A 26,918-nucleotide genomic window follows, 5' to 3' on the forward strand; every position below is an offset into this window, starting at 1 on the left:
AGTGAATATGGTAAGAAATATTATAAGCAATATAATGCTAATGGCTTCCCAACTTTTTTAATATTAGATGGCAAAGGTATGCAATTAGAGAAAAGGGCTGGCAGTATGACAAAAGAAGAATTTATAAATTGGATAAAAAAATATTACAAATAAAAAGTTTGAAGAAAAATTAAAAGCACTTTAATATAATGAAAAAGATCACTTGCTTAAATCTTTTTTTCAATTTGATAGTTATAAGTAATTGTACAGGACAGGGTGCATAATTGGAAAGATATACATCAACAAACGAGATTTCAAAATGTAATGAGAAATGGAAAATAAAAATTTAGTTATCAATAACAGAATAATTGGAAAAGACCTTGTAAGGTATTTTATCCTTCTTTATTGGATATTATTTTGGTTATTAAACGTCATTGACAAAATAATTGGAGGTGCACATTTCTTATTTGTGGGCAAGGACAGGTTCGCACAAGTTGAAAGATTTTTTGACTCACTAGGACTTGGCAATCCAATTATTGCAAATGTGGCATTGATAATTACTGCGGGTTTAGAAATTTTTGCTCTTGTGTTTTTTTCTGGTGCATTGTATCATTTCATAAAGAAAAATATTGACTCTGCTCGTTCGTGGTTTTTTATAGGGATTGTTTTAACACTAACCACATTTACTTACTTTTCACTTGGCGATCAGGTTTTTGGCGACCACTTTGAACTTTTGGAGCATGGCTTATTTTGGTTTATTACGCTGCTATCTTGGATTATATTTATCCGCATAGACAAAATTCAAATTTTTGACAACTTTTCAATTGGGAAAAAACAGTTTTTTGTTTCAGCAGTTTTTACAATTGTAATAACTGCTACTACTACTTTTGCAATTTTTTGGCATAATCATTCTTCATTTATAGAAAGAACCCAAGCAGTAGATGCAATTAAAATAACCGAAAACAAATACAAAATTAAATTTCCATTTCTTGCTGGTAGCAAAGCATTTGAAAATTCTATTGCAAAATTTAAAGAGGACAACCCATCGTTAAGCATAAATTATATTTACACAGCACCAACTCCATTGAGATTAGCAGAGTCAGATGGACTTATTATCTACATTCAAACAGATAGCATAAAATGAAAGAGAAAAAATTAATACAATACTTTATCCTAATCTATTGGACATTTTTTGGGGCTTTAACTGTAATAGACAAAATCATTCCTGACGTCTATCCATATTGGGTGGGAGCAGATTTTTATACACTCTTTATAAAATTCTTTGCTTCATTAGGACTTACAGACCCAATATTTGCGACAATAGCATTAGCAGGAATTTCTACCTTAGAAATAGTGGCATTTGTTTGCTATTTATTTTCTTTATTCAACCTATATAAAGGCAAGGATAAAATTTCGGAACAATGGTTTTATAGAGGAGTTTCATTCTCTGTTTTATTATTCAGTTTATTTTCAATAGGCGACCAAGTTTTTGGAGATAGATTTAATTTGCTTGAACACGGCATATTTTGGATAATATTGGTAGTTTCTTGGGTAGTATATAAATATAATTCACTAATCGAAGAAAGATTAATAAAATTTTCGTTTACCAAAGACATTAAAATAGGAGTATTGGTAGGAACATTATTAACTATTATAACTTCCTATTCTATTCTGGACTTTTCAAAAAGTACTTCTTCAAACAAAACACTACCTGTGCGAGGCGAAGAAGTCGTTCAGGGCGTTTATAAGTTTGACTTTCCATTTTTAGGTGACAAGTTCGTTTGGGAAAATACGATTAAAGCATTTGAGGACAAACACCCAGAATTGAAAATTACTTATGTTTATACTGGACCTGACGAATTAAACTCTAAAAAGAAGACACATATGTTGCTCTACATATTTACAGAACAAAATGATTTAAAAAACTGATTATGTATGAAAGTTTGTGCTATAAATAGCCACCTTCGCCAAGCCCAAAGCGTCATTTAAAAAGTTACCGCTAATTAATCCAAATAGCACAAAGGACATTAATTATATAATAGAAAATGAGAAATATTAAAATTAAATTTTCACTTGCAACTTGTTTCACTTTATTGGTACAATTTGCCAATGCACAAGGGTGCAGCGATGCAGGTTTTTGTACTTTAAACAGTTTTAAACCAAACTCGTTAGACAGTATTGACAAAATGAAAAACCAGTTTAAAATTGGTGTATCATTCGGCAAGGCAGACTATGCTATTTCCACTTTTGGCAATTATCTTGAATATAATAGAATATTGAACAATAAGTTTTCAATTGATGTAAAGTTAACCTCATTATTGCAACAAGGTAATAATGTTTTGGCATTGGGACTTTCAGATATTTATTTGAATGCAAATTATAAAATAGCAGGAAGAACAAGACTTACATTTGGAACAAAAATACCACTAACAAATGGAAATCAAATGAAAGCCAATCTCTCATTACCAATGGACTATCAATCTAGTTTAGGTACTTATGACTTGACTTGTGGCATTGGGTATGAAATCAAAAACATACAATTAGTTGCGGCACTTCAACAACCTTTGACACAAAATAGTAATGGATTTATAGCAGAAAGTTATCCAGTGAATTCAGCATTGAGAGCATTTCAATCTACTAATAAATTTAAGCGAAGTGGTGATGTTTTGTTCAGAGTTTCTTATCCAATAATGCTTGGTAAAAAAATGAAGTTAACACCAAGTTTGTTATCTATATATCATTTATCAACCGACAAATTCACTGATGCTTTAGGCATAGTAAATGATATAAAAGGTTCTGAAGGATTAACCTTAAATGGAAATGTATATTTCGATTATGATATAAATAAAAGTAATCTATTACAACTTAATTTAGGAGTGCCTTTTGTGGTGAGAGACACGAGACCAGATGGCTTGACAAGAAGTTTTATTGTGAATTTGGAATATAGAATAAAATTTTAACTAGCGTTAAAAGCAAACAAAAGTTGCATTTGGCACTTGAATCATACTATCAACTAAACAAGGAATCAACAAACTCATGCTTATTGAATATTTGCAGGTCGTTCATCCCTTCGCCCACGCCTATATATTTTACAGGAATTTTTAATTCATTCGAGATACCGATCACCACACCTCCTTTTGCTGTGCCATCAAGTTTGGTTAATGCCAATGTGTTTATATCAGTTGCTGCCATAAAATGTCGGGCCTGCTCAAATGCATTCTGCCCTGTTGAGGCATCCAGTACCAATAATATTTCATGAGGTGCATCAGGAATTACTTTTTGCATTACACGTTTTATTTTGCTTAACTCGGCCATCAGATTTACTTTATTGTGCAGCCTACCTGCTGTATCAATTATTGCGACATCAGCATCCATTTCCACTGCTTTTTTCACTGTATCAAATGCAACCGCACTTGGGTCAATATTCATACCCAATGCCACCACGGGAACATCAACTCGTTGTCCCCATATTTTGAGTTGATCAACCGCTGCTGCTCTAAAAGTATCTGCAGCACCCAGTACCACTTTTTTGCCTGCTTGTTTAAATTGGTGAGCAAGTTTTCCTATTGTAGTGGTTTTACCTACACCATTTACACCCACTACCATAATAACATAAGGTTTGGGCACGCCCACTAAGTCGAAATCTATTTTTGCAGTAGGTGCATTTTCATCGAGGAGAAGGCTTATTTCGTTTCTTAATAATTTGTTTAATTCTGTTTCACCAAAGTATTTTTCTTCGGAGGCACGTTTCTCTATGCGTTCTATAATTTCTAGTGTGGTTTTAACGCCCACATCGCTGCTAATAAGTATCTCTTCAAGCTCATCCAAAAACTCTGCATCAACTTTGCTTTTGCCCAGTAGGGCTTTGCTAATGCGTCCAAACAAATTCGTCTTGGTTTTTTCCAAGCCTTTGTTTAGCTGCTCCTTTTTTTCCTTATATAAAAAATCAAAAAATCCCATTTTTTTTAATTGATTCCCGATAGCCCCGCCGCCGCCGGATTGATGTTTAGTTTAGTAAAGCAATTTAACTGTTAACCGTAAACTGTTTACGGCCAACTTGTTTAAACAAAAAAGCCACCCGTACATTGCACAGATAGCTTTAAATTTTTTAGACAACGAATACTAATTAAAGTATTGTTTGATATTATCGTTGGGTACCATTTCTTCCTTAAAAGTGTAGGCACCAGTTTTGGGAGACCTTACAGCTCTAATGATTTTAGCGTATTCTTTACCAGCTCCTGTTTTTAGTGTAGCAACAACTTTCTTAGCCATAGTAGTATAATATTATTATTTAATTTCTTTGTGAACGGTTACTTTTCTAAGCACCCGGTTATATTTTTTTATTTCCAGCCTTTCGGTGGTATTCTTTTTATTTTTGGTGGTGATGTAGCGGCTAGTGCCAGGAACACCCGAGGTTTTATGCTCGGTGCATTCTAATATCACTTGTATACGGTTTCCTTTTTTTGCCATGATACTTGTAGAAGGTTAAATTTTTCCGACTTTAATTAGATTGTTCAGGCAAGCATTGATGCCTTTTTTGTTGATGGTACGCATAGCTGATGTAGATACCTTTAGAGTAATCCATGCATTTTCTTCGGGTATGAAGAATTTTTTGGTATGCAAATTCGGGTAGAACCTACGCTTGGTTTTCTTGTTGGAAAACGAAACGTTGTTACCTTTCATTGCTTTCTTACCGGTTAAATCGCAAACTTTCATTGATGTAAAAAATTGGAGTGCAAAAGTAAGACTTATTTTCTAAAGAACAAACATCTTGTAAAAAATATCTTTTTACCTACCTGAGTTTGTAGAGCTGAACGTCTGAGCACCAATAAGTTCATCGTAATTATAAATCAAATTTTTATAGTAAAAATAAACGGTATAGTTATTTTCGCTTTCCATGTGGTTGCCTTCTATCAATGTTTCGTCAGCTACTGTTGTTACTGGATCTTGGGCCACATACATATAATTATATACACCTTGTTTCAGCTTGGCTTTACATTCATAACGAAACAGGTTTTTATTGTAGTGCATCTTAAACTCTGGTTTCATTTGCCAGTCCGTTAGCTCACCATATATATATATATCCTGTTTGTATGGGTCCACACTGCTTAGGGCAAAATGCACCACCGAATAATCGGGATCATTGGCCACACCTTCATTATTGGCTATAGAGCGACGGCCATTAAAATCTATCATATATAAATATTGCAGTGCTGCACGGCTTTCATCCACATTGAGCAGACAATGATATACCGTATCGAAATATTTACGAGCCACATTTTGGCTATAAGCCCTCAAAGTTCTGATATCGAACATGCGGAACTCACTGCCCCCATTAAATAGATTTATATCTTCAAAATTATAATCGAGCTTGTTGCCACTAATAAAACGAGGCTTCATTTCACTGATGGCGTTATCCCAACGGTTGTTTTGGGTAATTACCATTTTTGCATCGGCATAAGGGTTGGGCATATTATAACCCAAGTTGTCAACCAATACATCTATTTCCTGTTTGCTGTTTCTGTATTTTACATCGGTAGCTGGTTTTATAGTGGCTGTATAACTCACTTTTTGATTGCATACCATAAACCTTCGGGTAATGGAGGGAACATCGGCATTATCATTTCTTGATACCTTTAATATATAGTTACCCGCCCACAGAAATTTAAAATTGTTACTGGGAAAGTCAAAAGTATAATGCACATATTTTTGAAAAGTGTTTTGCGAAAATTTCCAGTTGTCTACATTGGTATATTGCAACCCTTGTGCATAGGCATTGAAATCATAATTAGTGTAAGGATTCCAGTTTGCATCGCAAAAAATAAAGGAATACTGATAATATACATTGTTCATTCCCAATTGATCAAAATCCATCCGAAGCACATCTTCACTGTTCAAATTGATAATGGTGAGCGGATCGCCACTGGGTTGTTTTAACTCAACCGTTTTGATAGAACTATCATAAATATAGTTTTCGCAACGGAGGCTAATTTGTGCATAGCTGCTTTTTGATATACCAAGCAGTATAGACAGCATAAAAAAAAGTTGTCCTATATATAATAGGTGTCGAATGGGTTTGTTTTTGCTCATCATACTAGCATTTAATTTTCTTGAAGCAACATCATCTGCTCAAATAACATTTCAAAGTTAAGGTTTAGCTGCTTTATGGTTATCGACAATTTTTTATGCTTTTCGGTTGCTTCGTATAGTTTTGTAGAATCGCTGGCTATATCTGGATTATTATAGCTTGCTTCTATTTGTTTTAATTGCTCCTTTTGCTCTTCAATTTCCTTCTCCAGTTTGTCCATGTCTTTTTGCATTTGTATCAGTTTGTTTTTTGATACCTGCTTTTTGTCTGAATCATTTTTGTCGATACTTTTTTCTTCCTTAGGCAATTGTTTTGCCATACTTGGTGGAGGCACCACACGTTTATTATACCATTCTTCAAATTCATCGTATCCACCTGGGTATTCCTTGATTTCTTGATTTTCGATAAACCAAATTTTATCGGCTATCATACTAATAAAATGCCTATCGTGACTTACTAATAATATGGAACCTTCGTACTCAATTAGTGCTTTGGCCAATATATTTACACTTTGCATATCTAAGTGATTGGTGGGCTCGTCCAATAATAAAAAGTTGGAACGACTTACTACAGTTTTTGCCAAAGCGACCCTGCTTTTTTCTCCACCCGATAGTACTTTTATTTTTTTAAATACATCTTCACCGGTAAATAAAAAGGATCCCAATATGGTACGAGCATCTTGTTCTTTAACCCAAGGTGCAAAATATTGAAGCTCGTCCACTATAGTTTTGGTATTGTCCAAAGACTCACTTTGCTGTTGCGAGAAATATGACATGTGTACATTATGTCCCAAGGTGATTTTTCCTTCGGCGGGCAATAATCCGTCTACAATTTTTAAAAGCGTAGATTTACCCAAACCATTCGCACCAATTAAAGCAACCTTATCGCCACGAACTATTTGCCCTTCGGCATTATTAAATACATTAAGATTGCCAAAATTTTTATGTAGTTTTTCAATTTCTAAAGTTACTTTTCCACCCGCATGGTCCATTCCAAAACGGATACCTACCGATGCGGTATCGCCTTCGGGTGCTTCAATTTTATCAAGTCTGTCCAGCATTTTCACACGGCTTTGTACCGCTACCGATTTACTGGCTTTGGCACGAAAACGATTGATGAATTTTTCCTGATCTTTTATATATTGTTGTTGATTGCTGAATTGTCGTTGTTGTAATAACATACGTTCTTCTTTCTGATCGATATAATCATCGAAATTCCCTTCAAATATATTAAACTTAAGATTGCTTATCTCCACAATTCTATTACACAAACGATTCAAAAAATATCTATCGTGACTCACTACAATTACAGAGCCTGCATAAGTTCTTAAATAATTTTCGAGCCATTGTATAGAAGGTAAATCCAAATGGTTGGTAGGCTCATCGAGCATCAACAAATCGGGTTTGGTTAATAGCATTTGAGCGAGCAAAGCCCTCATACGCCAACCACCCGAGAATTGTTGCAAGGGTTTATCAAGCTGCTCTGTTTTAAAACCCAATCCTTCCAAAACTTCTGCTGCCCGATTATGAATGGTATATCCATCATGCATTTCATATTGATGTTGCAAATCGCCGAGTCGCTCCATCAATTTATCATTATAATCGGTTTCCATTTTGGCCGTTATTATATGCATTTGCTTTTCTATTTCTAATAGTTCTTCAAATGCCTGCATGGTAACTTCCAAAACCGAGCCTTCTAAATTTTTGTCTAAAAAATCTTGGGTAAGGAATCCAATTTTAATTCCTCCTTGTTTTTGAATGCTGCCACCAGATATGGAATATTCTCCCATCAATACACGAAGCAATGTAGATTTGCCTGTTCCGTTTTTACCAATAAGGCCTATGCGTTCGCCTGGTTTTATTTGCCACGAGGCTTCTTTATATAAGTACCTGCCTCCAAATTCGAAATTAATGTCTTGTAAATCTATCACTGTTTATATGCTTTTAATCTGTTATCTTTTAATGGTATGAGTAGTAAAAATCCGAGTATGAAAAATATCATCACGGCGAACAAAGAATTCTGCATACCGTCAGAATGTTGTTCGATAAATGCGAATAAGAAAAGTCCAATCACCATGGCAATTTTTTCTGTAATATCATAGAAACTAAAAAACGAAGCGGTATCATGGGTGCCTTCAGGAATAAGTTTGCTATAGGTTGCACGGCTCAAGCTTTGTATGCCACCCATCACCAATCCTACAAAAAATGCAATCATATAAAAACCGCTCTCCGATTCATATTCGGCCACAAACCAAGCAGAAACACAAACGCCACACCATATTATTATAGCAATAGAAAGTGAGAGTTTATTTCCGAACATTTTGGATATATAGGAGAATAAAAAACTACCAGCGATGGCAACAAATTGTATAGTAAGAACTGTAGGGATAAGTTTTGTATCTGGTAATTTAAGCAATTTCGCTCCGAAGTATACCGCAACTTGCATCACGGTTTGCACCCCCATATTATAGAAGAAGAAAGAGCTCAAAAATATTTTCATGCTTTTGCTGGCCATGGCATTCTTATATACATCATGCAATTTATGGAACCCTTTAAATATGGATGCTCTTATACGCGGTCCAATTTTTTGTTCGGGTACATTATAAAATAATATTTGTGCAAATGATACCCACCAAACTGCAACGGCCAAGAAACAAATACGGGGAGCAAATGAATTCGGGTATCCAATGTTTTTCATGATGGTGATAAAAACAAGACATAATATCAATAATATACTACTTCCCAAATATCCCAGTGAGAAACCTCTTGCCGAAATTTTATCCATATCGTCGTGCGAGGCTATATCGGGTAAAAACGAATTATAGAAAACTAAGCCACCCCAGAAACCAATACTTGCCATTACCATACAAAATATACCCCAACCTAGCATTGCAGGTTGTTCGCCACTAATTCCAGGCACTAAAAAATATAATCCGGCACAAGCAGTTGCACCCAAGTAACAAAAGAATTTGAGGAAGGATTTTTTATTGCCACGGGTATCGGCTATGGATGAAAGAATAGGAGAGAGGAAGCATACAATTAAAAAAGAAAACGAAAGTGCATACATGCTTAATACGGTATTTTTAAATTCCATTCCCAAAAACATTACCGTATCTTTTATAATATTTTTGTCAGCATCTTTTACTGAGGTGATGGACTCATAATATATAGGATAGATTGCCGAGCAGATAACGAGATTATATACCGAATTAGCCCAATCGTACATGCACCAACTGTTCACGATTTTCTTGCTGAGGGTAATTTTAGACATATATATAGTATAATTTTAAGTGAAGGTTTAAAAAATATTCAAAACTATTTCAGGCATTTTTATACATATTAATAGTTGCTGTTAAACCAAGTTATTTCGTAAGGGTTTGATTATTAACTAAGTAAGAAATAGCAAGCTACTATAATATTGCAAAATTAAGCTATTATTCCAAAGCCAAATTATAAAGCGTATTAAAAAACATAGAATTAGTGCTTGCAATCACCATAATAATCGAGTACTTTCGCAAACGAATTAAGGAAATAAAAATAATGGTGAGCAGTTACATAATAGTTTTATATAAACAATGATGTAAGCCTTACAGAGATTGATAATCAGCGACTAAATTTTTACTAACTGATAATCAGATTTGTCTAAAACCAATTGTAAAAAAAAAACGCTGAAAGCCCATCCTGTTATCTTTCTCCAAAAGTCAATAGAAATAAAATTTTTTTTTAAACATAATTAAACACAACTTGCGGACTTATTAATATGATAGCCCACGACACCCCAACAACCTGCGAATCTGCTTGGCACGAATGTTCCAAAATAATCAGTGATAATATCCCTGAGCAGAGCTTCAAAACATGGTTCCACCCCATAAAGCCTTTGAAGTTAGAAAATAAAGTATTAACAATTCAAGTACCCAGCCAGTTCTTTTATGAATGGTTGGAAGAACATTATGTTGACTTGCTTCGCAAAACTATGAAAACAGTTTTAGGGCCAGGCTCACGATTAGAATATAATATTATAGTAGAAAATAGTAAAGGCAGTAGCTCACCTTATACCGTGAACATGCCTACCAACAATGTGGGAAAGAACGACAATATAGGTGTTACCATGCCATTAAATATTGGCAACAATATAAAAAACCCTTTTATAATACCCGGTCTTCGTAAAGTAAATATCGACTCTAACTTAAATTCAAATTATACATTCGAAAATTTTATTGAAGGCGATTGCAACCGTTTGGCACGCTCTGCAGGTTATGCAGTTGCAACCAAACCTGGTGGTACTGCATTTAATCCATTGATGATATTTGGTGGAGTAGGGTTGGGCAAAACACATTTGGTACAAGCCATAGGCAACCAAATAAAAGTGAACAACAAAAACAAAGTAGTATTATATGTATCTGCCGAAAAATTCTTGAATCAATTCGTCGACTCAGTAAAAAATACAACCACCAATGATTTTGTAAATTTCTATAATTATGTGGATGTATTAATTATGGATGATGTACAATTTTTTAGTGGACGAGGCAAAACACAAGAAATATTTTTTCAGATATTTAACCAATTGCACCAAACTGGGAAACAAATTATATTAACCAGCGATCGTGCTCCCAAAGATTTGAAAGATATAGAAGAGCGGTTGCTAACCCGCTTCAAATGGGGCCTCTCAGCCGACTTAGGTACTCCCGATTTCGATACACGTATTGCTATACTCGAGCAAAAAATGTATAATGAAGGTGTAACTATGCCGAATGAGGTAGTAGAATATGTAGCACATAATATCAATACCAATATTCGTGAATTGGAAGGAGCCATGATATCATTATTGGCTCAAAGCAGCATGAATCGCAAAGAAATTGATTTGGATTTGGCCAAGCAAATGATGAAGAATTTTGTAAAGAATTCTACCAAAGAAATTTCAATCGACTTTATACAAAAATTGGTTTGCGATTATTTTACCATTCCCGTTGAACATGTGAAATCGAAAACTCGTAAACGCGAAGTGGTACAAGCCCGTCAAATTTCTATGTACTTCGCCAAAGATTTAACCAAAGCATCTCTCAAAAATATTGGTTCCTATTTCGGAAATCGTGACCACAGTACTGTTATCCATGCTTGCCAAACAGTGAACGACCTCATGGAAACCGACAAACGCTTCCGTGCCGATGTGGAAGAACTCTCAAAAAGAATTAAGATCAGTACCTTATAATATATTAATATTTAGTAAAAGATTCCCCGCTATTTAAAAAATAGTGGGGATTTTTTTTACGCAATAAGGTAATAATTGTATTACCAATCATTACCAGCAACTGTACCGATAGCTATTCGGCTTTGCTATTAAATAATATGCTCCCTATTCGTATCATATTACTGCCACAAGCAACGGCAAGTTTATAATCACTGCTCATGCCCATGGAGAGGTGCTTGAAATCAGGATCGTTTGGGAAATATTCGGCTTGCACTTTATTATATAAATCTTTTAGAAAAGTAAACTCCGATTTTATTTTTTCTTGGTTGTGCGTATTCGTGGCCATGCCCATTAGGCCCGCTATTTGGATATGTTTATATTGACTTAAATTATCCAATATATTATATAGTTCTTGCTCGTCGAGGCCGAATTTTGTTTCTTCATCAGCTATATACATTTGGAGCAGACAAGGGACTACACGATTTATTTTGGCAGCTTCTTTATCGATGGCTTGTAATAATTTTTCGCTATCCACCGAATGAATTAAAGAAACAAAATTTATAATATATTTTATTTTATTGCTTTGCAAGTGTCCGATTAAATGCCATTGTATATCATTGGGCAATAAATCTTTTTTTGCAATTAATTCTTGTACCCAGTTCTCGCCAAATACACGCTGACCTGCATTGTAGGCTTGTATAATAGTTTCAGGGGGGTAGGTTTTGCTTACTGCAACTAAAGTACAATTCTCGCCAATTTGAGCTTTGATGTTTTGAATATTTTGTGCGATGCTGTCCAATGAAAGTAAGATATATAATATTAAACAGCGTGATTCAATTTACTCTTCTTTCTGCTATACAAAAAGTATATCACCAAACCAATTACGAGCCAAATACTAAAGTTCCTCCAATTGAGATAACCCAACTCGCTCATCAAATAAAAATTACTCAATAGCCCAAAAACTGGGATGAAGCTGTAGTTTTTAATATATGCACGAATGGTGATAAAAATACTGAGAATGATAAATAGGAGCAAGGGTATTTTTTCGGCGAAGGGTTGCTTGGGATTGTTAAAGAAGTTGAAAAATTCTGCCACACCTTCAATATTAAATATGATAACGAGGGTAATTACAATTGCCCAACAAAATGGCAATATATATTTACTATTATAATACGGAATTTTATAATGAATATTTTCTGGTTGTTCTTCTTTGGTTTCGTGGTTGAGTATGATAATACCACCGCATACCAATACAAAGGCAAACATGGTCCCGATACTGGTGAGGTCGGTCATTTCGGTAAGTGTAAAGAAGAGTGCTGGCACAGCAACCACAATACCTGTAATGATGGTAGCAAAGGAAGGTGTTCTGTATTTTTTATGAATTTTGCTAAACTTCTTGGGCAATAATCCATCACGACTCATGCTCATCCATATACGCGGTTGGCCCATTTGAAAAACCAGTAATACACTGGTCATGGCTATTACCGCACCAATTGATATAATTAAACTGAATTCATTCAAATTTAATTTATCGAATACATAAGCCAAGGGATCATCTACGCCTAGTTCTTTATAACTAACCATACCAGTGAGTACCAGCGAAATTAAAACATATAATACGGTACAAATGGCCAATGACCAAAACATGGAACGGGGCAAGTCCCGCTGTGGGTTTTCGCATTCCTCGGCAGTGGTGGAGATGGCATCAAAACCTATATAAGCAAAGAACACACCCGATACTCCTTTCATCATTCCGCTAAGCCCCGTGGGGAAGAAATCGTTATAATACGTTACATCCACAAATGCAGCACCTACACTTATTACAAATATGATAATAACCAATTTGAGTAATACCATCATATTGCCTACCCGCTTGCTCTCTTTCATGCCACGATATACAAGTGCCGTAATTAATACAACAATACTAAATGCGGGGATATCCAATATACACCTAGTGCCAAAAAATGTGGGGGCTTGCATCCATCCTTGATAACCTTCATAATACTTGGGCATGTATTTGCCAAGTTCGCACGAACATATATTATTGGTTTTTATATAATCGATAGCTTTTATATAATTGTCGTGGGCGGTAGAATAATCGCAGGTCATCCATTCAGGTATGTGGAAATATTGTTGTCCATTAATATGTATACCATCCATGAGTGAGGTGAAATATCCAGACCAAGAAATAGCGACAGCTATATTTCCCACTGCATATTCCATGATTAATCCCCAGCCGATAATCCAGGCAAACAATTCTCCGAAGCTGGCATAGGCATAAGTGTATGCACTGCCAGAAATAGGGATACGACTGGCAAATTCTGCGTAACACATGGCAGAGAATGCACAGGCAATGGCAGTAATAACAAACAATAAAGAAACCCCCGGGCCACCTGCTGCTGCTGCATTTCCAATGGTTGAAAATATACCTGCACCTATAATTGCTGCAATGCCAAATGCGGTAAGGTCACGAAGTTTTAAGTTTTTGTGCAGGGTATGTTCAGCACCTTCCTCGTTGCGACTTTGCTTTAATATAGCATTGAGCGATTTTTTGCGGAAGAGTGATTTCATTTTGATTATACTTTCTGTTTTTTATCTTCGGCATGATGCTCGCCGCGGCTAACAGATGACGTTGAGTTTGCAATGACTTTATATTATTATTTAATTTTTTTAGTTTGAGAATGCCAAATTTCAGAATTGCCTGCTGTATTAACACTTCTATGAACAAAAGCCAAAACTTTACAATTATTTATATTCCAACTTTTATTAAGATGAACGGCTATTTGTTTGCGATAAACTCTGCCACTTATCCAATTTGTTTTAAGATAGGTTCCATATTGCGAAGTCACAAAGATTCTAGCCAAATTATCATGAACATAAAATGTATCTATATCTCCATTATTATCTTGCGGATTAACAATACTGTCTTCCAAAATGATTAATGTTAAATAAACAGAGTCAGATAGAGGTTGCGTGGCTGTTATATAACATGTTAATTTTAAAGAATCATTATTGGCAATTAATACATTGTCAATATCAATATTTAAAGGTGAAGTTTGATTGTTTATCAGTTGAGCATCGAGCGTTGAACTCCAATCGTTCACACTATTGGTTATTAATAGATTTTTAGTTTTATTCAAAACTCTATCTAGTCCTATTGAGGGTAAATTTTTGTTTGTCCCGAATATTGACAATAAATCAGCAGCTTCTCTTAACTGAAAATCCTGAAAACCTGCAATTGTATTATATGGTCTTGTTAAAGCGTTTCCGAGCGGATGCATGGATAATATATTCATTCTTCCATTGTGAGAAGCAGCTAATCCTACAGCAGCAACATGTGCATCAGGGCAGTTTGCACATCGAACTCCAGTATAGTCTTCTAATAATGAATTTCTATATTGTGCTGCGGGAACATTATTAGTTATATAAGTAGAATCTGATCCAGAATATAAATTAAAAAAAACCAATGGTGGCTCTTCTTTGCATGATGATAAAATAGAAACTAATAAAAATATATATAATGTTATTGGATTTATAGTTTTTGTTCTTTTAATTTTAAGGAGCGTTGCTTTTTTCATCATCATATTTATTAAAAATTAGTCGACATGGTAAATTTTACGCCACTGAAGGCAGGCTCAACACGACAAACACCACCTGTGCAGTTCATGCCGGCAACTTGTTTTACATAGGCCAATGTAAATCGTGTAGCATGGTGGGTATATGCACCAAAAAATGTATAATAATGTGCTTTTCCTGGCGGAATAAGAGAGGATGGGGCTCTCCAAGGTTTTATATTATACATATCACCCACGGCTAAACTAAAATGGGGTGCCATGGTCCATTCGGCCAGTATATTTATAAAGCTACCCAAGTCTTGTTTGGTGCTTAGGTATTGTGACTCCAAACGTATTGCATGTTGTTTGTTTTTAATTTTGAATTTATACAATGCCTCACCAAAAGGGGTGGTGGCATGCACATAGGGAAAATCAGTACCTTTTATTTCGTAACGCTGTTGGTTGTAACCTATATTTTGTATACCCAACATCAATTTAAATTTCTTGCTAAACTCATGTGATGCCTCCAAATATAATTCGTGAAACAAATCACTGTTATCAAGTTTTATTACTTTGGATGCATTGACGTTTATAATAGTTTTTAATTTGTTTTTACGTTTTATACTTACTGTAAAATCAGCTTGGAAATCTCTTTCACCCAATTCCTGCACCACGGCATTATATCTAGCTAGCAAACGATAAGTGTTTTGGCGTGTCACTGATGTGAGGTAATTCATCTGACCAAAAAGATTTTGTTCCAATGGTGAGGTACGTGCTGGGAAGCTATCAATTTGTTTATACTGTGCATTAAATCCTAAACCAATTAACGCACCTTTCTTTGTTTTAATAGTTTTGGTATATGATAAGGAACCAAATAGTACTTTGCCCTTCCTATAAACTAATGGAAATGGAGAATTAATAAAATCTTTAACGGCCTCATGTGTTTTGCCATTATATTCTGCATATATGGTGAAATCTTTAATACAAATAGTATTATAGAAACTAAAAAGATACACATTGTATTTGGGGTAAAATTGATTGATACCAGGTTGGTCGTTCACAATACTCACAATTGCAGCCATTGTATTATTGTCAATAGTCCTATTTAATATGGATGCCCCAGGTTCCCAACTAAAAGTTTCCTTTTTGTTGCGAATTGCATATTCTACATTGGCACCACGCATGTTTTGGTCACGCACGCCAAATCTAAATTTTTGTCTACCAGTAAATACTTTTACTTTGAAATCTTTAAATGGATTATACTTCACTCTCACACCTTGTATGGCATAATCCAAACCGAGGGTACGGTCTTCAAACGCACGAAATATAGTACCTGTAGCAAACTGTTCGTAAAAATATCCTCCAGTTATTTGCAAATTATCTATATCTTTACTAATGCTCCAATAGCCTAAACCACTGCCAGTATATGCTGTGGATGGATCATATAAATTGCTGTTATTAAACAAATCGAAACGGGCTTGAAGGGTAAATCCTTTTTGAGTATAGTTTGTACTAAGCCATGCTTCCGTTCCCACCAATTGTTTTTGGTATAATTCGGTAGTAGCACCTATACTGCTGTCCAGCATAAAAAACTGTGTGTTGGTCGAAAAATTTCCGTTAAAGGTACCTTTGTCGTCTTGAGCTTGCATGATGTTTACTGCAAATAAAAGTACAATACTTATTCTTAATTTTAACTTCATTCTTTTGGTTTTTCTATTTGCTCTTTTGGAGTTGTTGTTTTTTCTTTTAATTCTTTGTCAAAGGTAAACCTAAAACTTAATTGTGTGCTTAATCCTAAATTAATATCATATACGGAGGCGATGTCTAAATTTATTTTGTGGTATTTGTACCCAAAACCAAAAGTGCCATTGAATACACCCGTGCTTACCCCCATCCTGAATATATATTTGCTGTTGGGCTGATATGAAATACCGCCCCTAAAAAGGAAACCATGATTTAAATCCTTTACACCTTCGGCATTAATTCGTACTTTGGTAGATGCTTTATATCCCAATGCCAGCGTAGCCGAACCGGGTAAACGGTTATTGGTTATATCTGATTGTTTCACTCTATTTGGGTTACTCACATGGAATGCCCCCGTAAAATCTTTGTTGATGGTATACATAATTCCTGCATCGAAAAACATATTATTATAAGTGCCGTTCTGTGTGCCCATATAAGTTTGCAGAAAATTTAATTTAATACCGCCCGTAAAGCCCGGAGCCATTTTTTTTGAAACGCCTAAACCATATAAGGTGGTGTTCAAATCGCTATTGCCCATTTTGCTAAAACCAATACCCACAGCATAAGAAGCAAATGGAAATACTACTGCCGCCCCGCCACGGTTGAGGTCTTTAATAGCAAATTTGTTTTCGGAATATACACCTAACTGCACGGTTGAAAAATTTGACATACCTGCTATATTGTTGTAGAATGACCATACGTCGGTGCTGAGGCGTGAAGTGCCGCCCATGCCTGCCGCTGCTGCTCCCACAGGGTTTTGTATTTGGGCCGATGATAGATTTGTATATAATAACAAACCTGTTAACATGAAAAAATTCCTTAGCACGTTTGCAAATATATCTATAAATTTTATAAAGCCAATTCTTTTATCAATTTTGGCAAGCCCAAAGCAGCGGTATTCTCTATCACTTTTATATTGTTGCCCGAACTAACAGGAGGATAGGGGTCTACCAAATATATAGTGGCTTTTCGTGGGGCATAATCCAGCAAACCTGCTGCGGGATAAACTTGCAGCGAGGTGCCAACTACAATTACGATATCTGCTTTTTGTACTACCATAGCGGCTTTATTTATCATGGGAACCGCTTCGCCAAACCATACAATATGGGGCCTTAACTGTGAATTTTTTTCGCAGTTGTCTCCCGGTTCTATATTTTTGTAGCCAATATCATATAGTAGTGATTCGTCAATTGTGCTTCGGGCTTTCACTATTTCGCCATGCAAATGTATAATATTGGTAGAGCCCGCTCGTTCATGCAGGTCGTCAATGTTTTGGGTAATGATGGTCACTTCTGCAATTTCCTGCAATTGTGCCAATGCCTTGTGGCCCGCATTGGGTTTGGCCTTGCCTATTTCTTGCCTCCGAAGGTTATAAAACTCAAGCACCATTTTATAATCATGTTGCCAGCCTTCGGGCGATGCAACTTCCATCACCTTATACCCATTCCAAAGCCCGTTATTGCCCCTAAAAGTTTGAAGCCCGCTTTCGGCACTTATGCCTGCACCTGTTAGCACAACGATATGCTTCATCAATAAAAATTAATTTGATGCTACAATATCAAGTCCTGTGGTTTTAATTTTATCAAAGCCACCCAAAACATTTTTTACTTTATCAATTCCTTTCGATTTGAGCCAAGCGGCTGCAATCATACTGCGGTAGCCTCCTGCACAATGTATATAATAAGTTTTTTCTTTGTTGAGGGTCGAGATATTCTTATCCATATCTGATAAGTTGAAATGGGTAGCGTGACCCAAATGTCCATTGTCCCATTCACCAGGCTTGCGAACGTCGAGTACATTTAGTTCATCAAAATTATAATCAATCGCAAATTCTTCGGGTTCGATAGAGATGACCATATCATAACGTTTACCACTTTCTTCCCATGCTTTAAAACCACCTTCTAAATAGCCTTGTATATTGTCGAAACCCACACGGGCAAGACGGGTAGCAGATTCTTCTTCTTTGCCAGGCTCACAAACTATAATAATACTTTGGTGGATATTGAGTAAGGTTGCCGCCCAAATAGCATACTGTCCGTTAAGGCCAAAGTTATATGCTTTGGGAACAAAACCCAACTCAAATTGATCAGGAATTCTGGTATCTATTATATTGACTCCTGTTCTCGACAATTCTATAAATTGCTCCACAGACAAAGGTTTCAAAGCTTTTGATATTATATCTGCAAGAGGTTCGTATCCGTTTTTATTCAATTTCGCATCCTCAAAAAAGTAGGCAGGTGCAGGAGAAATTCCAGTAGTAATTGTTTTGATGAATTCCTCCTTACTCATCGGTTGCAAAGCATAATTACCTAGCTTTTGTGTGCCAATGGTTGAGAAAGTTTCTTTGCCAATATTTTTGCCGCAGGCCGAGCCAGGTCCATGTCCGGGATAGTGAATTACATCATCGTTCAAAGGCATCAATTTGTTATGCAAGGAATCGTACATCATGCCAGCCAAATCTTCGGGTTTCATTAATCCATCCAATAAATCGGGTCGGCCCACATCGCCTACAAATAAAGTATCGCCTGTAAATACGGCATGTTCTTTTCCGTTTTCATCATATAATAAATAACATGAAGATTCAGGCGTATGGCCGGGTGTGTGTAATACTTTTATATTGAGTTTGCCTAGTGGAAGAATTTCACCATCAGTAGCTACATGAACCGGGAAATTAGTTTTGGTAGTAGGGCCATATATAATAGTTGCCCCAGTTTCTTTGGCTAGGTCTATATGTCCGCTCACAAAATCGGCATGGAAATGTGTTTCAAAAATATATTTGATGGCGGCACCGCGTTCATTGGCCAACTTCAGATAGGCAGCAACGTCACGGATTGGGTCAATGATGGCAGCCTCGCCTTCGCTCTCAATATAATAAGCGGCTTGTGCAAGGCAATTGGTATATAATTGTTCTATAAACATGAGGGTAATTTTGTGCAAAAATAATAAATTTTAGGGAAGAATTTTATATTGATTTAATAACGATTGAGCAGTATGTTTGTTTGCTAGATTGCAATCGTCAAAAAAATAAAATTAATTTTGTAGGCACCCATTTCCTAAAAATTAAAGTTATGCTATGCATTAGCATATATTAAAAATATGAAAAAATACTTACACCTTATTATTATTACTTTGTTGTTTTCAAACGTAAAAGTATTAAGTCAAATTTCGAGTAACGCACTTAATTTTGATGGCCTTGCTGATTATGTATCGGCACCATTGACTGGAGTATTTAAAAATATTGAAACGAATGAGGTCACGATAGAAGCCTGGATAAAACCCGATACAAATAAATTCTCAAGAATATTATTTGCCCAACTTGATACAAACGATTTTATAAATATATCAATTGCAAATAACAATGAAATTGTGTTTTATGTTTATTCTGGAGGGAATAATAGTATATCAACTATTGATACGGTGAGGTAAGGCCAATGGTCGCATATTACAGTTACTTGGGATGGTGATAATAATGAAGCGGTAATATATATAATACCAATTCTTAAACTAAATTAGTTCTCCGCCTGTAGCGGATTTAGTTTGTAGAATGGTAATGTCGAATTACATCCCGAATGCCCCGCTTAATCCCGATAATTATCGGGATGCGGGGGGATTAGTCCCTTTCTTTTGGACTATTATATATTGAGTTTCGGTATTATCCAAATATCTAAATCGCTGGTAGTCCTTCCATAACCATGAAATATTACAGCATAACCACCTGCTATTATAAAATCAACTTTGTTTTGTTGAAATTTAAAAAGGATTTCCTCGAAAACATCAGAAAATTTCATGTATTGGGTTCTTGTAAAGTTATTAATTTAGGGATGGGCACCCACTTCCCATTTGGTAAAAGATATTCGTTATATATTATTCTACGAAGTTGTTCAGCATTAAACATCCTTTCGTCGTACGATGTCATAGCCCTTTCTTTAGCCACATATTCGTTTTCTTCTTCAATAGTAGAGAATATACGAATAGTCTTCTTCATGCCAATTTTATATATAGCTGTAGGTTCATTCACCTGCATTTTTGTTTTTTTTGGCTGTGGCTTGTCTTTCATGTCACTATAATAAAAGTTCACTATTTATCAATTGCAAATTTAAAATGTTTTCTACAAAAAAAGAGAATTTATATAATATATTTTGCCACTCAACTTTTATTAAATTTTTTGCAACAAAATTATCACATGCAAGAAATTATTGAAGCCGCTTGGCAAGACCTTGCACTATTAAAAGATAGCACCACTTTAGCAACCATCAACGAAGTTATAGAACAATTGGACAAAGGCAAAGTCTGCGTGGCAGAGCCTATGGACAATTGTGACTGGCAAGTGAATTAAGAAATAGATATAGAATTTGTAACTGTGTCAATGCAGAATCTAGTACTCTCTAAAAAGTCCAATCCAAGTAATCCATTATAATCTGAAAAAATTCCGTGAGCTTGGAAGTCGTACACTTGAATTTGGAATTCGTTTTTTTGTATTCCAAGAGAAGAAAAACTGCCTACCTCAAAAACCTCTGTTTCTATTGTGCCACTTGCAGTTTCAATTGCAACCACCCCAATATTATCTTTTAGGTCATATCCAATAAATACAAAGCATTACTGTAGATAGTTGTATTGGTTGCTCCTGTATCAAAAATCATTTTTAATTCAAACTTGCTATCTATTTCTATACTAATAATAATTAGCCCACTTTCAGGCTCTCGTTTGAAAGGGAAAGTCATTATTTGATACGATTAAAAATTCCTGTAATCTTTCTAGTTGGTTTGAAAGTGCCTGTATAAATCAGCGTGATTTTATTAAAGGCTGAAGTTTTGGCTCTTCCAATATAACAAACTTCTTTCTTATCCTTGCTATGATAAATTGGGATGCCAGATACAAGATCAATTTTGCTTTCATCCATAATAGGCTCGCACACAAAAACCCATTAGTTAGGATAAAGTTTTTTGATGTCGGTAATGTTTAATGATTGTCCCATTTTATTGTACAAGTTTACTACTGCAAATTTAAGATTTTTCTTCTTATTTATTGAAATAATTCCTGTCTAAATTTGTAATTATAATCTTTTGATTTCCCTTATTCTAAAATCATAAATCCTTATAATATATTTTGCCACTCAACTTTTATTATATTATTTTGCAACAAAATTTATCACATGCAAGAAATTATTGAAGCCGCTTGGCAAGACCGTGAACTATTAAAAGATAGCACCACTTTAGCAACCATCAACGAAGTTATAGAACAATTAGATAAAGGCAAGCTCCGCGTAGCTCAACCCATGGGCAATGGCGACTGGCAAGTAAATGAGTGGGTAAAGAAGGCGGTAATTTTATATTTTCCTACCCGCGAAATGGTGACTACCTATGCCGGCCCGCTGGAGTTTTATGATAAGATGGCTTTAAAAAGTAATTATAAAGAATTGGGAATTAGAGTTGTACCCCATGCGGTTGCACGCTATGGAAGTTATATATCGCCAGGGGTCATTTTAATGCCTTCCTATGTAAATATCGGAGCCTATATAGCTGAAGGTACCATGGTAGATACCTGGGCTACTGTGGGCTCGTGTGCCCAAATAGGTAAGCACGTGCATTTGAGCGGTGGCGTAGGAATTGGTGGCGTATTGGAGCCTGTGCAGGCAGCACCAGTTATTATAGAAGATCATGCATTTATTGGTTCACGTTGTATTGTGGTTGAAGGAGTGAGGGTGGGCGAGGCCGCAGTATTGGGAGCAGGTGTTACTATTACAATGTCAACCAAAATTATAGATGTTACGGGCGATACTCCTATCGAACACAAAGGTTATGTGCCGGCCCGTTCGGTAGTGATTCCGGGAAGCTATACCAAAAAATTTGCCGCCGGCGATTTTCAAGTTCCTTGTGCTCTCATCATTGGCCAACGTAAGCCCAGCACCGATTTGAAAACTTCTTTGAATGATGCTTTGCGTGAGTATAATGTAGCGGTGTAAAGGGATAAGAAACTAGAAATAAGAAATAAGGAATAAGGAATAAGGAGCTTACGCCGAATGGCCCTTATTCCTCCTAGTTCCTGTCGCAAAATTTTACTTTCCAAATACCGCATTTGTCCTTATTTTTACACCTTTAATCACTAACTATTTTTAAAGATGAGAAATACTTTTAGGGCTTGTGCTCTTACACTGATGATCTCCTTGGCATTACAAGGATTTTCGCAAAACACTACATCAACATTTAATTACAAAACCACCGAGGTGGTAATGAACGAGGTTTGGGGAGTTCCGCAGTTTGTGAAATTCGATGACAATAGCCGCCCAGCAGTTGAACAATTAAAATCGTATTTAGAGAATGAATATGCCTTTGTTCTCAAATTATTGAAATCAGAAACTGATGATTTTGGTTGGACACATTATCGCTACTGCCAAACGCAGAATGGATATGAAGTGGCTAATACCATGCTGATATTTCATACAATTAGCGGGCAAGTAATTTCGTATAATGGAGAAGTATATCCCATAGCAAATGCTGAAACCAAATATGATGTTAATGAAAAAGATGCGTTGAAATTCGCCACACAATACTTAGGTGCAAAAGTATATAAATGGCAATTGCCCGACCAAGAAGCTTTTATTAAAATAGAACAAGAAGACCCCAATGCTACTTTTTTGCCCAAAGGTGAATTAGTATATAAATCTGTTGGTGATATAAATAAACAAACTATCTTCAAACTTTGTTGGAAATTTAATATATACGCCCACGAACCTTTATTACGCAAAAACATATATATAGATGCAAATACCAGCAATACAGTAGGCGAAGAAGATTTGCTACATACAGGCGATGCAAAAGGAACAGCAGTAACCAAGTATGTGGGTACCCACACCATTACTACCGACAGTACAGCAACAGAATTTCGTCTGCGTGAAAAAGGAGGCAGGGGAAATGGTGTAGAAACCTATAATTTGCAACAAGGTACTTCCTATACAAATACTGATTTTACGGATGTCGATAATAATTGGAACAATAAAAATTCAAATAAAGATGAAGTAGCTACTGACGCACATTTAGGTGCTGAAACTACGTATGACTATTTTAAGAAAAACCACAATAGAAATAGTTATAATAATACGGGTGGAAAATTATTGAGCTATATACATTATAGTACGCTGTATGATAATGCTTTTTGGGACGGGCAGCGAATGACTTATGGTGATGGGAAGGTATTGTCGCCACTTACTTGTCTTGATATTTGTGGACATGAACTCACCCATGGTGTTACTGGCAACTCTGCAAAACTGGTATACTCATACGAGTCTGGTGCATTGAACGAATCCTTTAGTGATATATTTGGCACTTTGGTTGAGTTTTATTTGAAAGGTAGTGGCGGAAATTATTTGATAGGTGAAGATGCCGGAGGAGGTCAACCATTGCGTAGCATGAAAAATCCTACTTTTTATGGTAATCCCGCTGCCTATAAAGACAGTTATTGGATTACAGGGCCGCAGGACAATGGCGGAGTGCATTATAATAGCGGCGTGCAAAACCATTGGTTTTATATAATAAGCGAAGGTGATTCAGATTCAAACTTTTTAGGTAAGGTATATCATGTTAAAGGAATCGGGCAAACCAAGGCGGCTAAAATTGCCTATAGAAATTTAACCTATTATTTAACACCGAATTCTAATTACGCAGCTTCACGTTTATATTCTATTCAGGCAGCAAAAGACTTATATGGTGCTTGTTCCGACGAAGTGAAGCAGGTAACCAATGCTTGGTATGCAGTAAATGTTGGGAAAGCTTATGATACACTTATAAAAACACAATTTTCTGCTAATAAAACGAAGTTTTGCAATGCGAAAGATACAGTATATTTTACCAATACCAGTGCTTTGTTTGCTTCTTCCAGGTGGGATTTTGGCGATGGCGTTACCTCAAACCTAGATGACCCCAAACATGTATATAATAAATATGGCACCTTTAATGTGAAATTATATATCACAGGATGTACTGGGGGTGCTGATAGTTTACTGATAAATCAATATATAACAATTGATTCTACAATGCTTTCGTGCAAATCTGTTTCACTGCCTATCAGCGGTATAGGTACAACACAAACCAATTGCTTCGGCTCACTTAAGGATAATGGAGGCGATTTAAACTATGGCAATAATACGGATGGAAGTATCACTATTTCACCCTCCAATGCTTCCGTAGTTACGCTTACTTTTAATAGTTTCAATTTTGCCGCAGGTGATTATTTGAGTATATTTGATGGACCCAATACTTCTGGTAATTTGATTGGACGATATACGGGATCAAGTTTACCCAATGGGGGAAGTATTACATCAATGGGTGGTTCCATTACTATTCGCCAAACTACTGATAACTCAGGAGTCTCTACTGGTTTTGAATTGAATTGGCTATGTTATGCAAAAGTTCCCAATGATGTGGGCATATTAAAAATACATAATACTTTAGGAAGGGAGAATACTTCAATCTCTTTATCAAGCACCGAAAAAATAAAAGTATTGGTCAAAAATTTTGGAAGTAATCAGGTAAGTAATATTCCAATATCATATAATATAAATGGATTGGGCAATATATACGATACCGTTAAGACATCAATGAATTCAGGTGATACACTCACCTTCACTTTTGCCAAAACAGCCAATCTAGCTGCAGGGGCATATTACCAAATAGCTTCTCAAACAAATTTTGCCAGTGATACAGCAAGTAATAATGACCAATGCATAAAAATAATAAAAAACATAAAAAATGCCCCAACCTCTTTACCCTACTTTCAAGGATTTGAGACTGACGGCAATATATATACGCAACAAAATACAATTGGTTTGGACAGTACGGATGAGTTTGATTTCTCTACCAGCAGACCCGATAACGGTAGATTGAGATTGGCTGCTGGTGCAGGTTTCGCCAATAGTGGAACACATGCCGCAACGATGGATCAGTTCCCTGCCCAAAGTGGTAATGGACCTTATGCTATTAATTATCTCACACTTACTTTGAACCTGAGTAAGTATAACACCAACGAAAAAATATATTTAGATTTTGCGTATCAAAATCATGGTGAAGAACAAAATAGCAATGATAAAGTATGGGTGCGTGGGAATGATAAAAGCACTTGGTTGCAGATATATGATTTATATGCAAATCAACCCCAGCAGGATAATTACAAATCGGTGCAAGACCAAGATATTAGCACGTTGCTAAAATCAAATGGCCAATCGTTCTCCAGTAGTTTTCAAATTCGTTTCGGGCAAGAAGATAATAATGGAGCTGCACCAGGGCAAGCAGGAGACGGTTATACCTTTGATGATATTACTATATGGAAAGAAACTTTCGACCTCAGCACAACCAATATACAACACCCAACAAGCGGCTGTAATATAGGAACGCAACCAGTTAAAATTACACTTACTAATAAGGGTGGTCCAATTACTAACCTCACTGTGCCTATTAGCTATAAAGTAAATGGCGGAAGTGCAGTTACCGAGAATGCGACGGTATCCATTGGTAAAGGCCAAAGTGCTACATACACTTTTACCCAAACAATTAATTTTGCCGCTATTGGTAATTATGATATAGTTTCTTATGTAAGTTGGTCAAAAGATTCCGACAGAACTAATGATACTTTTAATGTTTCTATATATAATGCTGCACCAATTGTAAAACCAACTGTTACTATCCAGGGCGATACTACGTTTTGTCAAGGCGACAGTGCTAAGCTTACAGTCAGTGGTGGTTACACGGATTATAGTTGGAGCAACAATGCAGGACTAACGCCAACTGTTGCCGTAAAAGGTACAGGAATTTATATTTGTACGGTTAAAAATCAATATGGTTGTGCGGCTCAATCCAGCCCGATAAAAATTAGTGTTTCTCCATTGCCCAAAGCGGGCTATGGATGGAATGCCCCTGTGCCAAACCTAACAGTGACTTTTAAAAATCAAAGCTCGTATGCCAGCAGTTATAAGTGGGATTTTGGAGATGGTGATTCAAGCATTGTTTCTTCGCCAGTGCATACATTTCCTGCTTATGGAAAGTATGCAGTAAAACTAACCGCCTATAATAATTGCGGTTCCGATTTTTCTTTGTTCGATGTAAATGTGAACCAGAAATTGGGTCTTGAATTGACACCAAAACAAAGCATTATAGAATTGTGGCCAAATCCTACCAGTAACGAGTTGTACCTGAAAGGAATTAACGTACCTAGCAAAATAAATATTATAGACGTACAGGGCAAAATTGTTAAAACGCAAATAATTTATAACAATCAAGTTATAATGGTCGAAAATTTGCCAGCAGGAATTTATATGGCCCAAATATTTTTAGAAAATATGAAGGTCGTAAATTTAAAATTTGTGAAAGAGTAGTATT

General features: G+C 35.8%; 26 protein-coding genes. 8 read left to right on the forward strand and 18 right to left on the reverse strand.

The window, feature by feature from the left end:
- Positions 1 to 310 precede the first annotated feature (310 nt).
- The 3 genes from SGJ10_14105 (at position 311) to SGJ10_14115 (ending at position 2,939) form a co-directional block, all read left to right on the forward strand.
- The gene (locus tag SGJ10_14105) at positions 311 to 1,123 is read left to right on the forward strand and encodes a hypothetical protein (protein ID MDZ4759256.1); all 813 of its coding nucleotides are present in this window, start codon (positions 311 to 313) and stop codon (positions 1,121 to 1,123) included.
- Positions 1,120 to 1,908 (forward strand): hypothetical protein, encoded by a 789-nt coding sequence (locus SGJ10_14110; protein ID MDZ4759257.1) that lies wholly within the window; start codon positions 1,120 to 1,122, stop codon positions 1,906 to 1,908. The genes SGJ10_14105 and SGJ10_14110 overlap by 4 nt, the downstream gene beginning before the upstream one ends.
- A 116-nt stretch (positions 1,909 to 2,024) precedes the next feature.
- Positions 2,025 to 2,939 (forward strand): hypothetical protein, encoded by a 915-nt coding sequence (locus SGJ10_14115; protein ID MDZ4759258.1) that lies wholly within the window; start codon positions 2,025 to 2,027, stop codon positions 2,937 to 2,939.
- Between the two features lie 49 nt (positions 2,940 to 2,988).
- On the opposite strand, the gene ftsY is transcribed toward SGJ10_14115, so the two are convergent.
- The 7 genes from ftsY to SGJ10_14150 form a co-directional block, all read right to left on the reverse strand.
- A complete protein-coding gene (gene ftsY, locus SGJ10_14120) occupies positions 2,989 to 3,939 on the reverse strand; it encodes a signal recognition particle-docking protein FtsY (protein ID MDZ4759259.1) in 951 nt (316 codons plus the stop codon).
- 162 nt (positions 3,940 to 4,101) lie between these two features.
- Positions 4,102 to 4,251, reverse strand: coding sequence for a DUF4295 domain-containing protein (locus tag SGJ10_14125; GenBank protein ID MDZ4759260.1), 150 nt, complete (start codon positions 4,249 to 4,251; stop codon positions 4,102 to 4,104).
- 15 nt (positions 4,252 to 4,266) lie between these two features.
- Positions 4,267 to 4,449: a 50S ribosomal protein L33 gene (gene rpmG, locus SGJ10_14130; protein MDZ4759261.1), complete on the reverse strand. Its 183-nt coding sequence runs from the start codon at positions 4,447 to 4,449 to the stop codon at positions 4,267 to 4,269.
- 15 nt (positions 4,450 to 4,464) lie between these two features.
- Complete coding sequence (gene rpmB, locus SGJ10_14135) at positions 4,465 to 4,695, reverse strand: 50S ribosomal protein L28 (GenBank protein ID MDZ4759262.1); 231 nt, start codon at positions 4,693 to 4,695, stop codon at positions 4,465 to 4,467.
- Positions 4,696 to 4,767: 72 nt separating this feature from the next.
- Positions 4,768 to 6,072: a DUF5103 domain-containing protein gene (locus SGJ10_14140; GenBank protein MDZ4759263.1), complete on the reverse strand. Its 1,305-nt coding sequence runs from the start codon at positions 6,070 to 6,072 to the stop codon at positions 4,768 to 4,770.
- Between the two features lie 8 nt (positions 6,073 to 6,080).
- Positions 6,081 to 7,997 (reverse strand): ABC-F family ATP-binding cassette domain-containing protein, encoded by a 1,917-nt coding sequence (locus SGJ10_14145; GenBank protein MDZ4759264.1) that lies wholly within the window; start codon positions 7,995 to 7,997, stop codon positions 6,081 to 6,083.
- Positions 7,994 to 9,337, reverse strand: a complete 1,344-nt coding sequence (locus SGJ10_14150) for an MFS transporter (protein MDZ4759265.1) — start codon at positions 9,335 to 9,337, stop codon at positions 7,994 to 7,996. Before SGJ10_14150 ends, SGJ10_14145 begins: the two co-directional genes overlap by 4 nt.
- A gap of 489 nt (positions 9,338 to 9,826) precedes the next feature.
- Between SGJ10_14150 and dnaA the strand changes: the two genes are divergently transcribed.
- Complete coding sequence (gene dnaA, locus SGJ10_14155; GenBank protein MDZ4759266.1) at positions 9,827 to 11,275, forward strand: chromosomal replication initiator protein DnaA; 1,449 nt, start codon at positions 9,827 to 9,829, stop codon at positions 11,273 to 11,275.
- 112 nt (positions 11,276 to 11,387) lie between these two features.
- Here the strand turns inward: dnaA and SGJ10_14160 are convergent, their stop codons facing one another.
- The 7 genes from SGJ10_14160 to SGJ10_14190 all read right to left on the reverse strand — a co-directional run bounded on the left by SGJ10_14160 (position 11,388) and on the right by SGJ10_14190 (position 19,470).
- The gene (locus SGJ10_14160; protein ID MDZ4759267.1) at positions 11,388 to 12,053 is read right to left on the reverse strand and encodes a YggS family pyridoxal phosphate-dependent enzyme; all 666 of its coding nucleotides are present in this window, start codon (positions 12,051 to 12,053) and stop codon (positions 11,388 to 11,390) included.
- Positions 12,054 to 12,073: 20 nt separating this feature from the next.
- Positions 12,074 to 13,825, reverse strand: a complete 1,752-nt coding sequence (locus tag SGJ10_14165) for an amino acid permease (GenBank protein ID MDZ4759268.1) — start codon at positions 13,823 to 13,825, stop codon at positions 12,074 to 12,076.
- An 86-nt stretch (positions 13,826 to 13,911) separates the two neighbouring features.
- Entirely contained in the window at positions 13,912 to 14,838 is a 927-nt protein-coding gene (locus SGJ10_14170) for an Omp28-related outer membrane protein (GenBank protein ID MDZ4759269.1), read from the reverse strand.
- Between the two features lie 5 nt (positions 14,839 to 14,843).
- Complete coding sequence (locus SGJ10_14175) at positions 14,844 to 16,508, reverse strand: DUF6029 family protein (protein MDZ4759270.1); 1,665 nt, start codon at positions 16,506 to 16,508, stop codon at positions 14,844 to 14,846.
- Positions 16,505 to 17,377, reverse strand: coding sequence for a hypothetical protein (locus SGJ10_14180; GenBank protein MDZ4759271.1), 873 nt, complete (start codon positions 17,375 to 17,377; stop codon positions 16,505 to 16,507). The genes SGJ10_14175 and SGJ10_14180 overlap by 4 nt, the downstream gene beginning before the upstream one ends.
- Before the next feature lie 23 nt (positions 17,378 to 17,400).
- On the reverse strand, positions 17,401 to 18,081 hold the full coding sequence (locus SGJ10_14185) for an NAD-dependent deacylase (protein ID MDZ4759272.1): 681 nt from the start codon (positions 18,079 to 18,081) through the stop codon (positions 17,401 to 17,403).
- 9 nt (positions 18,082 to 18,090) lie between these two features.
- A complete protein-coding gene (locus SGJ10_14190) occupies positions 18,091 to 19,470 on the reverse strand; it encodes a rhodanese-like domain-containing protein (protein ID MDZ4759273.1) in 1,380 nt (459 codons plus the stop codon).
- Positions 19,471 to 19,647: 177 nt separating this feature from the next.
- Here SGJ10_14190 and SGJ10_14195 point away from each other — a divergent pair, with 177 nt between their 5' ends.
- On the forward strand, positions 19,648 to 19,977 hold the full coding sequence (locus tag SGJ10_14195; protein MDZ4759274.1) for a LamG-like jellyroll fold domain-containing protein: 330 nt from the start codon (positions 19,648 to 19,650) through the stop codon (positions 19,975 to 19,977).
- A gap of 206 nt (positions 19,978 to 20,183) precedes the next feature.
- Here the strand turns inward: SGJ10_14195 and SGJ10_14200 are convergent, their stop codons facing one another.
- Both SGJ10_14200 and SGJ10_14205 read right to left on the reverse strand, forming a co-directional pair.
- Entirely contained in the window at positions 20,184 to 20,339 is a 156-nt protein-coding gene (locus SGJ10_14200) for a hypothetical protein (protein ID MDZ4759275.1), read from the reverse strand.
- A complete protein-coding gene (locus SGJ10_14205) occupies positions 20,336 to 20,629 on the reverse strand; it encodes a hypothetical protein (GenBank protein ID MDZ4759276.1) in 294 nt (97 codons plus the stop codon). The genes SGJ10_14200 and SGJ10_14205 overlap by 4 nt, the downstream gene beginning before the upstream one ends.
- A gap of 105 nt (positions 20,630 to 20,734) precedes the next feature.
- Here SGJ10_14205 and SGJ10_14210 point away from each other — a divergent pair, with 105 nt between their 5' ends.
- Positions 20,735 to 20,887 (forward strand): hypothetical protein, encoded by a 153-nt coding sequence (locus SGJ10_14210; GenBank protein ID MDZ4759277.1) that lies wholly within the window; start codon positions 20,735 to 20,737, stop codon positions 20,885 to 20,887.
- A gap of 232 nt (positions 20,888 to 21,119) precedes the next feature.
- Here SGJ10_14210 and SGJ10_14215 read toward each other — a convergent pair whose 3' ends face one another.
- Positions 21,120 to 21,272, reverse strand: coding sequence for a hypothetical protein (locus tag SGJ10_14215; protein MDZ4759278.1), 153 nt, complete (start codon positions 21,270 to 21,272; stop codon positions 21,120 to 21,122).
- On the reverse strand, positions 21,272 to 21,451 hold the full coding sequence (locus SGJ10_14220) for a hypothetical protein (protein ID MDZ4759279.1): 180 nt from the start codon (positions 21,449 to 21,451) through the stop codon (positions 21,272 to 21,274). Before SGJ10_14220 ends, SGJ10_14215 begins: the two co-directional genes overlap by 1 nt.
- A gap of 243 nt (positions 21,452 to 21,694) precedes the next feature.
- On the opposite strand from SGJ10_14220, the gene SGJ10_14225 reads away from it, so the two are divergent.
- Both SGJ10_14225 and SGJ10_14230 read left to right on the forward strand, forming a co-directional pair.
- A complete protein-coding gene (locus tag SGJ10_14225) occupies positions 21,695 to 22,513 on the forward strand; it encodes a 2,3,4,5-tetrahydropyridine-2,6-dicarboxylate N-succinyltransferase (GenBank protein MDZ4759280.1) in 819 nt (272 codons plus the stop codon).
- A 156-nt stretch (positions 22,514 to 22,669) separates the two neighbouring features.
- Positions 22,670 to 26,914: a M4 family metallopeptidase gene (locus tag SGJ10_14230; GenBank protein MDZ4759281.1), complete on the forward strand. Its 4,245-nt coding sequence runs from the start codon at positions 22,670 to 22,672 to the stop codon at positions 26,912 to 26,914.
- The last annotated feature ends 4 nt before the right edge of the window (positions 26,915 to 26,918 follow it).

It is taken from the genome of Bacteroidota bacterium, assembly GCA_034439655.1.
In the GTDB taxonomy this organism is placed as follows: Bacteria; Bacteroidota; Bacteroidia; order UKL13-3; family UKL13-3; genus CANJUD01.

Coding starts and splice junctions, on each gene's coding strand:
- SGJ10_14105 (MDZ4759256.1), top strand. CDS start 311: ATGGAAAATAAAAATTTAGTTATCAATAACAGAATAATTGGAAAAGAC.
- SGJ10_14110 (MDZ4759257.1), top strand. CDS start 1,120: ATGAAAGAGAAAAAATTAATACAATACTTTATCCTAATCTATTGGACA.
- SGJ10_14115 (MDZ4759258.1), top strand. CDS start 2,025: ATGAGAAATATTAAAATTAAATTTTCACTTGCAACTTGTTTCACTTTA.
- ftsY (MDZ4759259.1), bottom strand. CDS start 3,939: ATGGGATTTTTTGATTTTTTATATAAGGAAAAAAAGGAGCAGCTAAAC.
- SGJ10_14125 (MDZ4759260.1), bottom strand. CDS start 4,251: ATGGCTAAGAAAGTTGTTGCTACACTAAAAACAGGAGCTGGTAAAGAA.
- rpmG (MDZ4759261.1), bottom strand. CDS start 4,449: ATGGCAAAAAAAGGAAACCGTATACAAGTGATATTAGAATGCACCGAG.
- rpmB (MDZ4759262.1), bottom strand. CDS start 4,695: ATGAAAGTTTGCGATTTAACCGGTAAGAAAGCAATGAAAGGTAACAAC.
- SGJ10_14140 (MDZ4759263.1), bottom strand. CDS start 6,072: ATGATGAGCAAAAACAAACCCATTCGACACCTATTATATATAGGACAA.
- SGJ10_14150 (MDZ4759265.1), bottom strand. CDS start 9,337: ATGTCTAAAATTACCCTCAGCAAGAAAATCGTGAACAGTTGGTGCATG.
- dnaA (MDZ4759266.1), top strand. CDS start 9,827: ATGATAGCCCACGACACCCCAACAACCTGCGAATCTGCTTGGCACGAA.
- SGJ10_14165 (MDZ4759268.1), bottom strand. CDS start 13,825: ATGAAATCACTCTTCCGCAAAAAATCGCTCAATGCTATATTAAAGCAA.
- SGJ10_14170 (MDZ4759269.1), bottom strand. CDS start 14,838: ATGATGATGAAAAAAGCAACGCTCCTTAAAATTAAAAGAACAAAAACT.
- SGJ10_14175 (MDZ4759270.1), bottom strand. CDS start 16,508: ATGAAGTTAAAATTAAGAATAAGTATTGTACTTTTATTTGCAGTAAAC.
- SGJ10_14185 (MDZ4759272.1), bottom strand. CDS start 18,081: ATGAAGCATATCGTTGTGCTAACAGGTGCAGGCATAAGTGCCGAAAGC.
- SGJ10_14190 (MDZ4759273.1), bottom strand. CDS start 19,470: ATGTTTATAGAACAATTATATACCAATTGCCTTGCACAAGCCGCTTAT.
- SGJ10_14195 (MDZ4759274.1), top strand. CDS start 19,648: ATGAAAAAATACTTACACCTTATTATTATTACTTTGTTGTTTTCAAAC.
- SGJ10_14200 (MDZ4759275.1), bottom strand. CDS start 20,339: ATGAAATTTTCTGATGTTTTCGAGGAAATCCTTTTTAAATTTCAACAA.
- SGJ10_14210 (MDZ4759277.1), top strand. CDS start 20,735: ATGCAAGAAATTATTGAAGCCGCTTGGCAAGACCTTGCACTATTAAAA.
- SGJ10_14215 (MDZ4759278.1), bottom strand. CDS start 21,272: ATGACTTTCCCTTTCAAACGAGAGCCTGAAAGTGGGCTAATTATTATT.
- SGJ10_14220 (MDZ4759279.1), bottom strand. CDS start 21,451: ATGGATGAAAGCAAAATTGATCTTGTATCTGGCATCCCAATTTATCAT.
- SGJ10_14230 (MDZ4759281.1), top strand. CDS start 22,670: ATGAGAAATACTTTTAGGGCTTGTGCTCTTACACTGATGATCTCCTTG.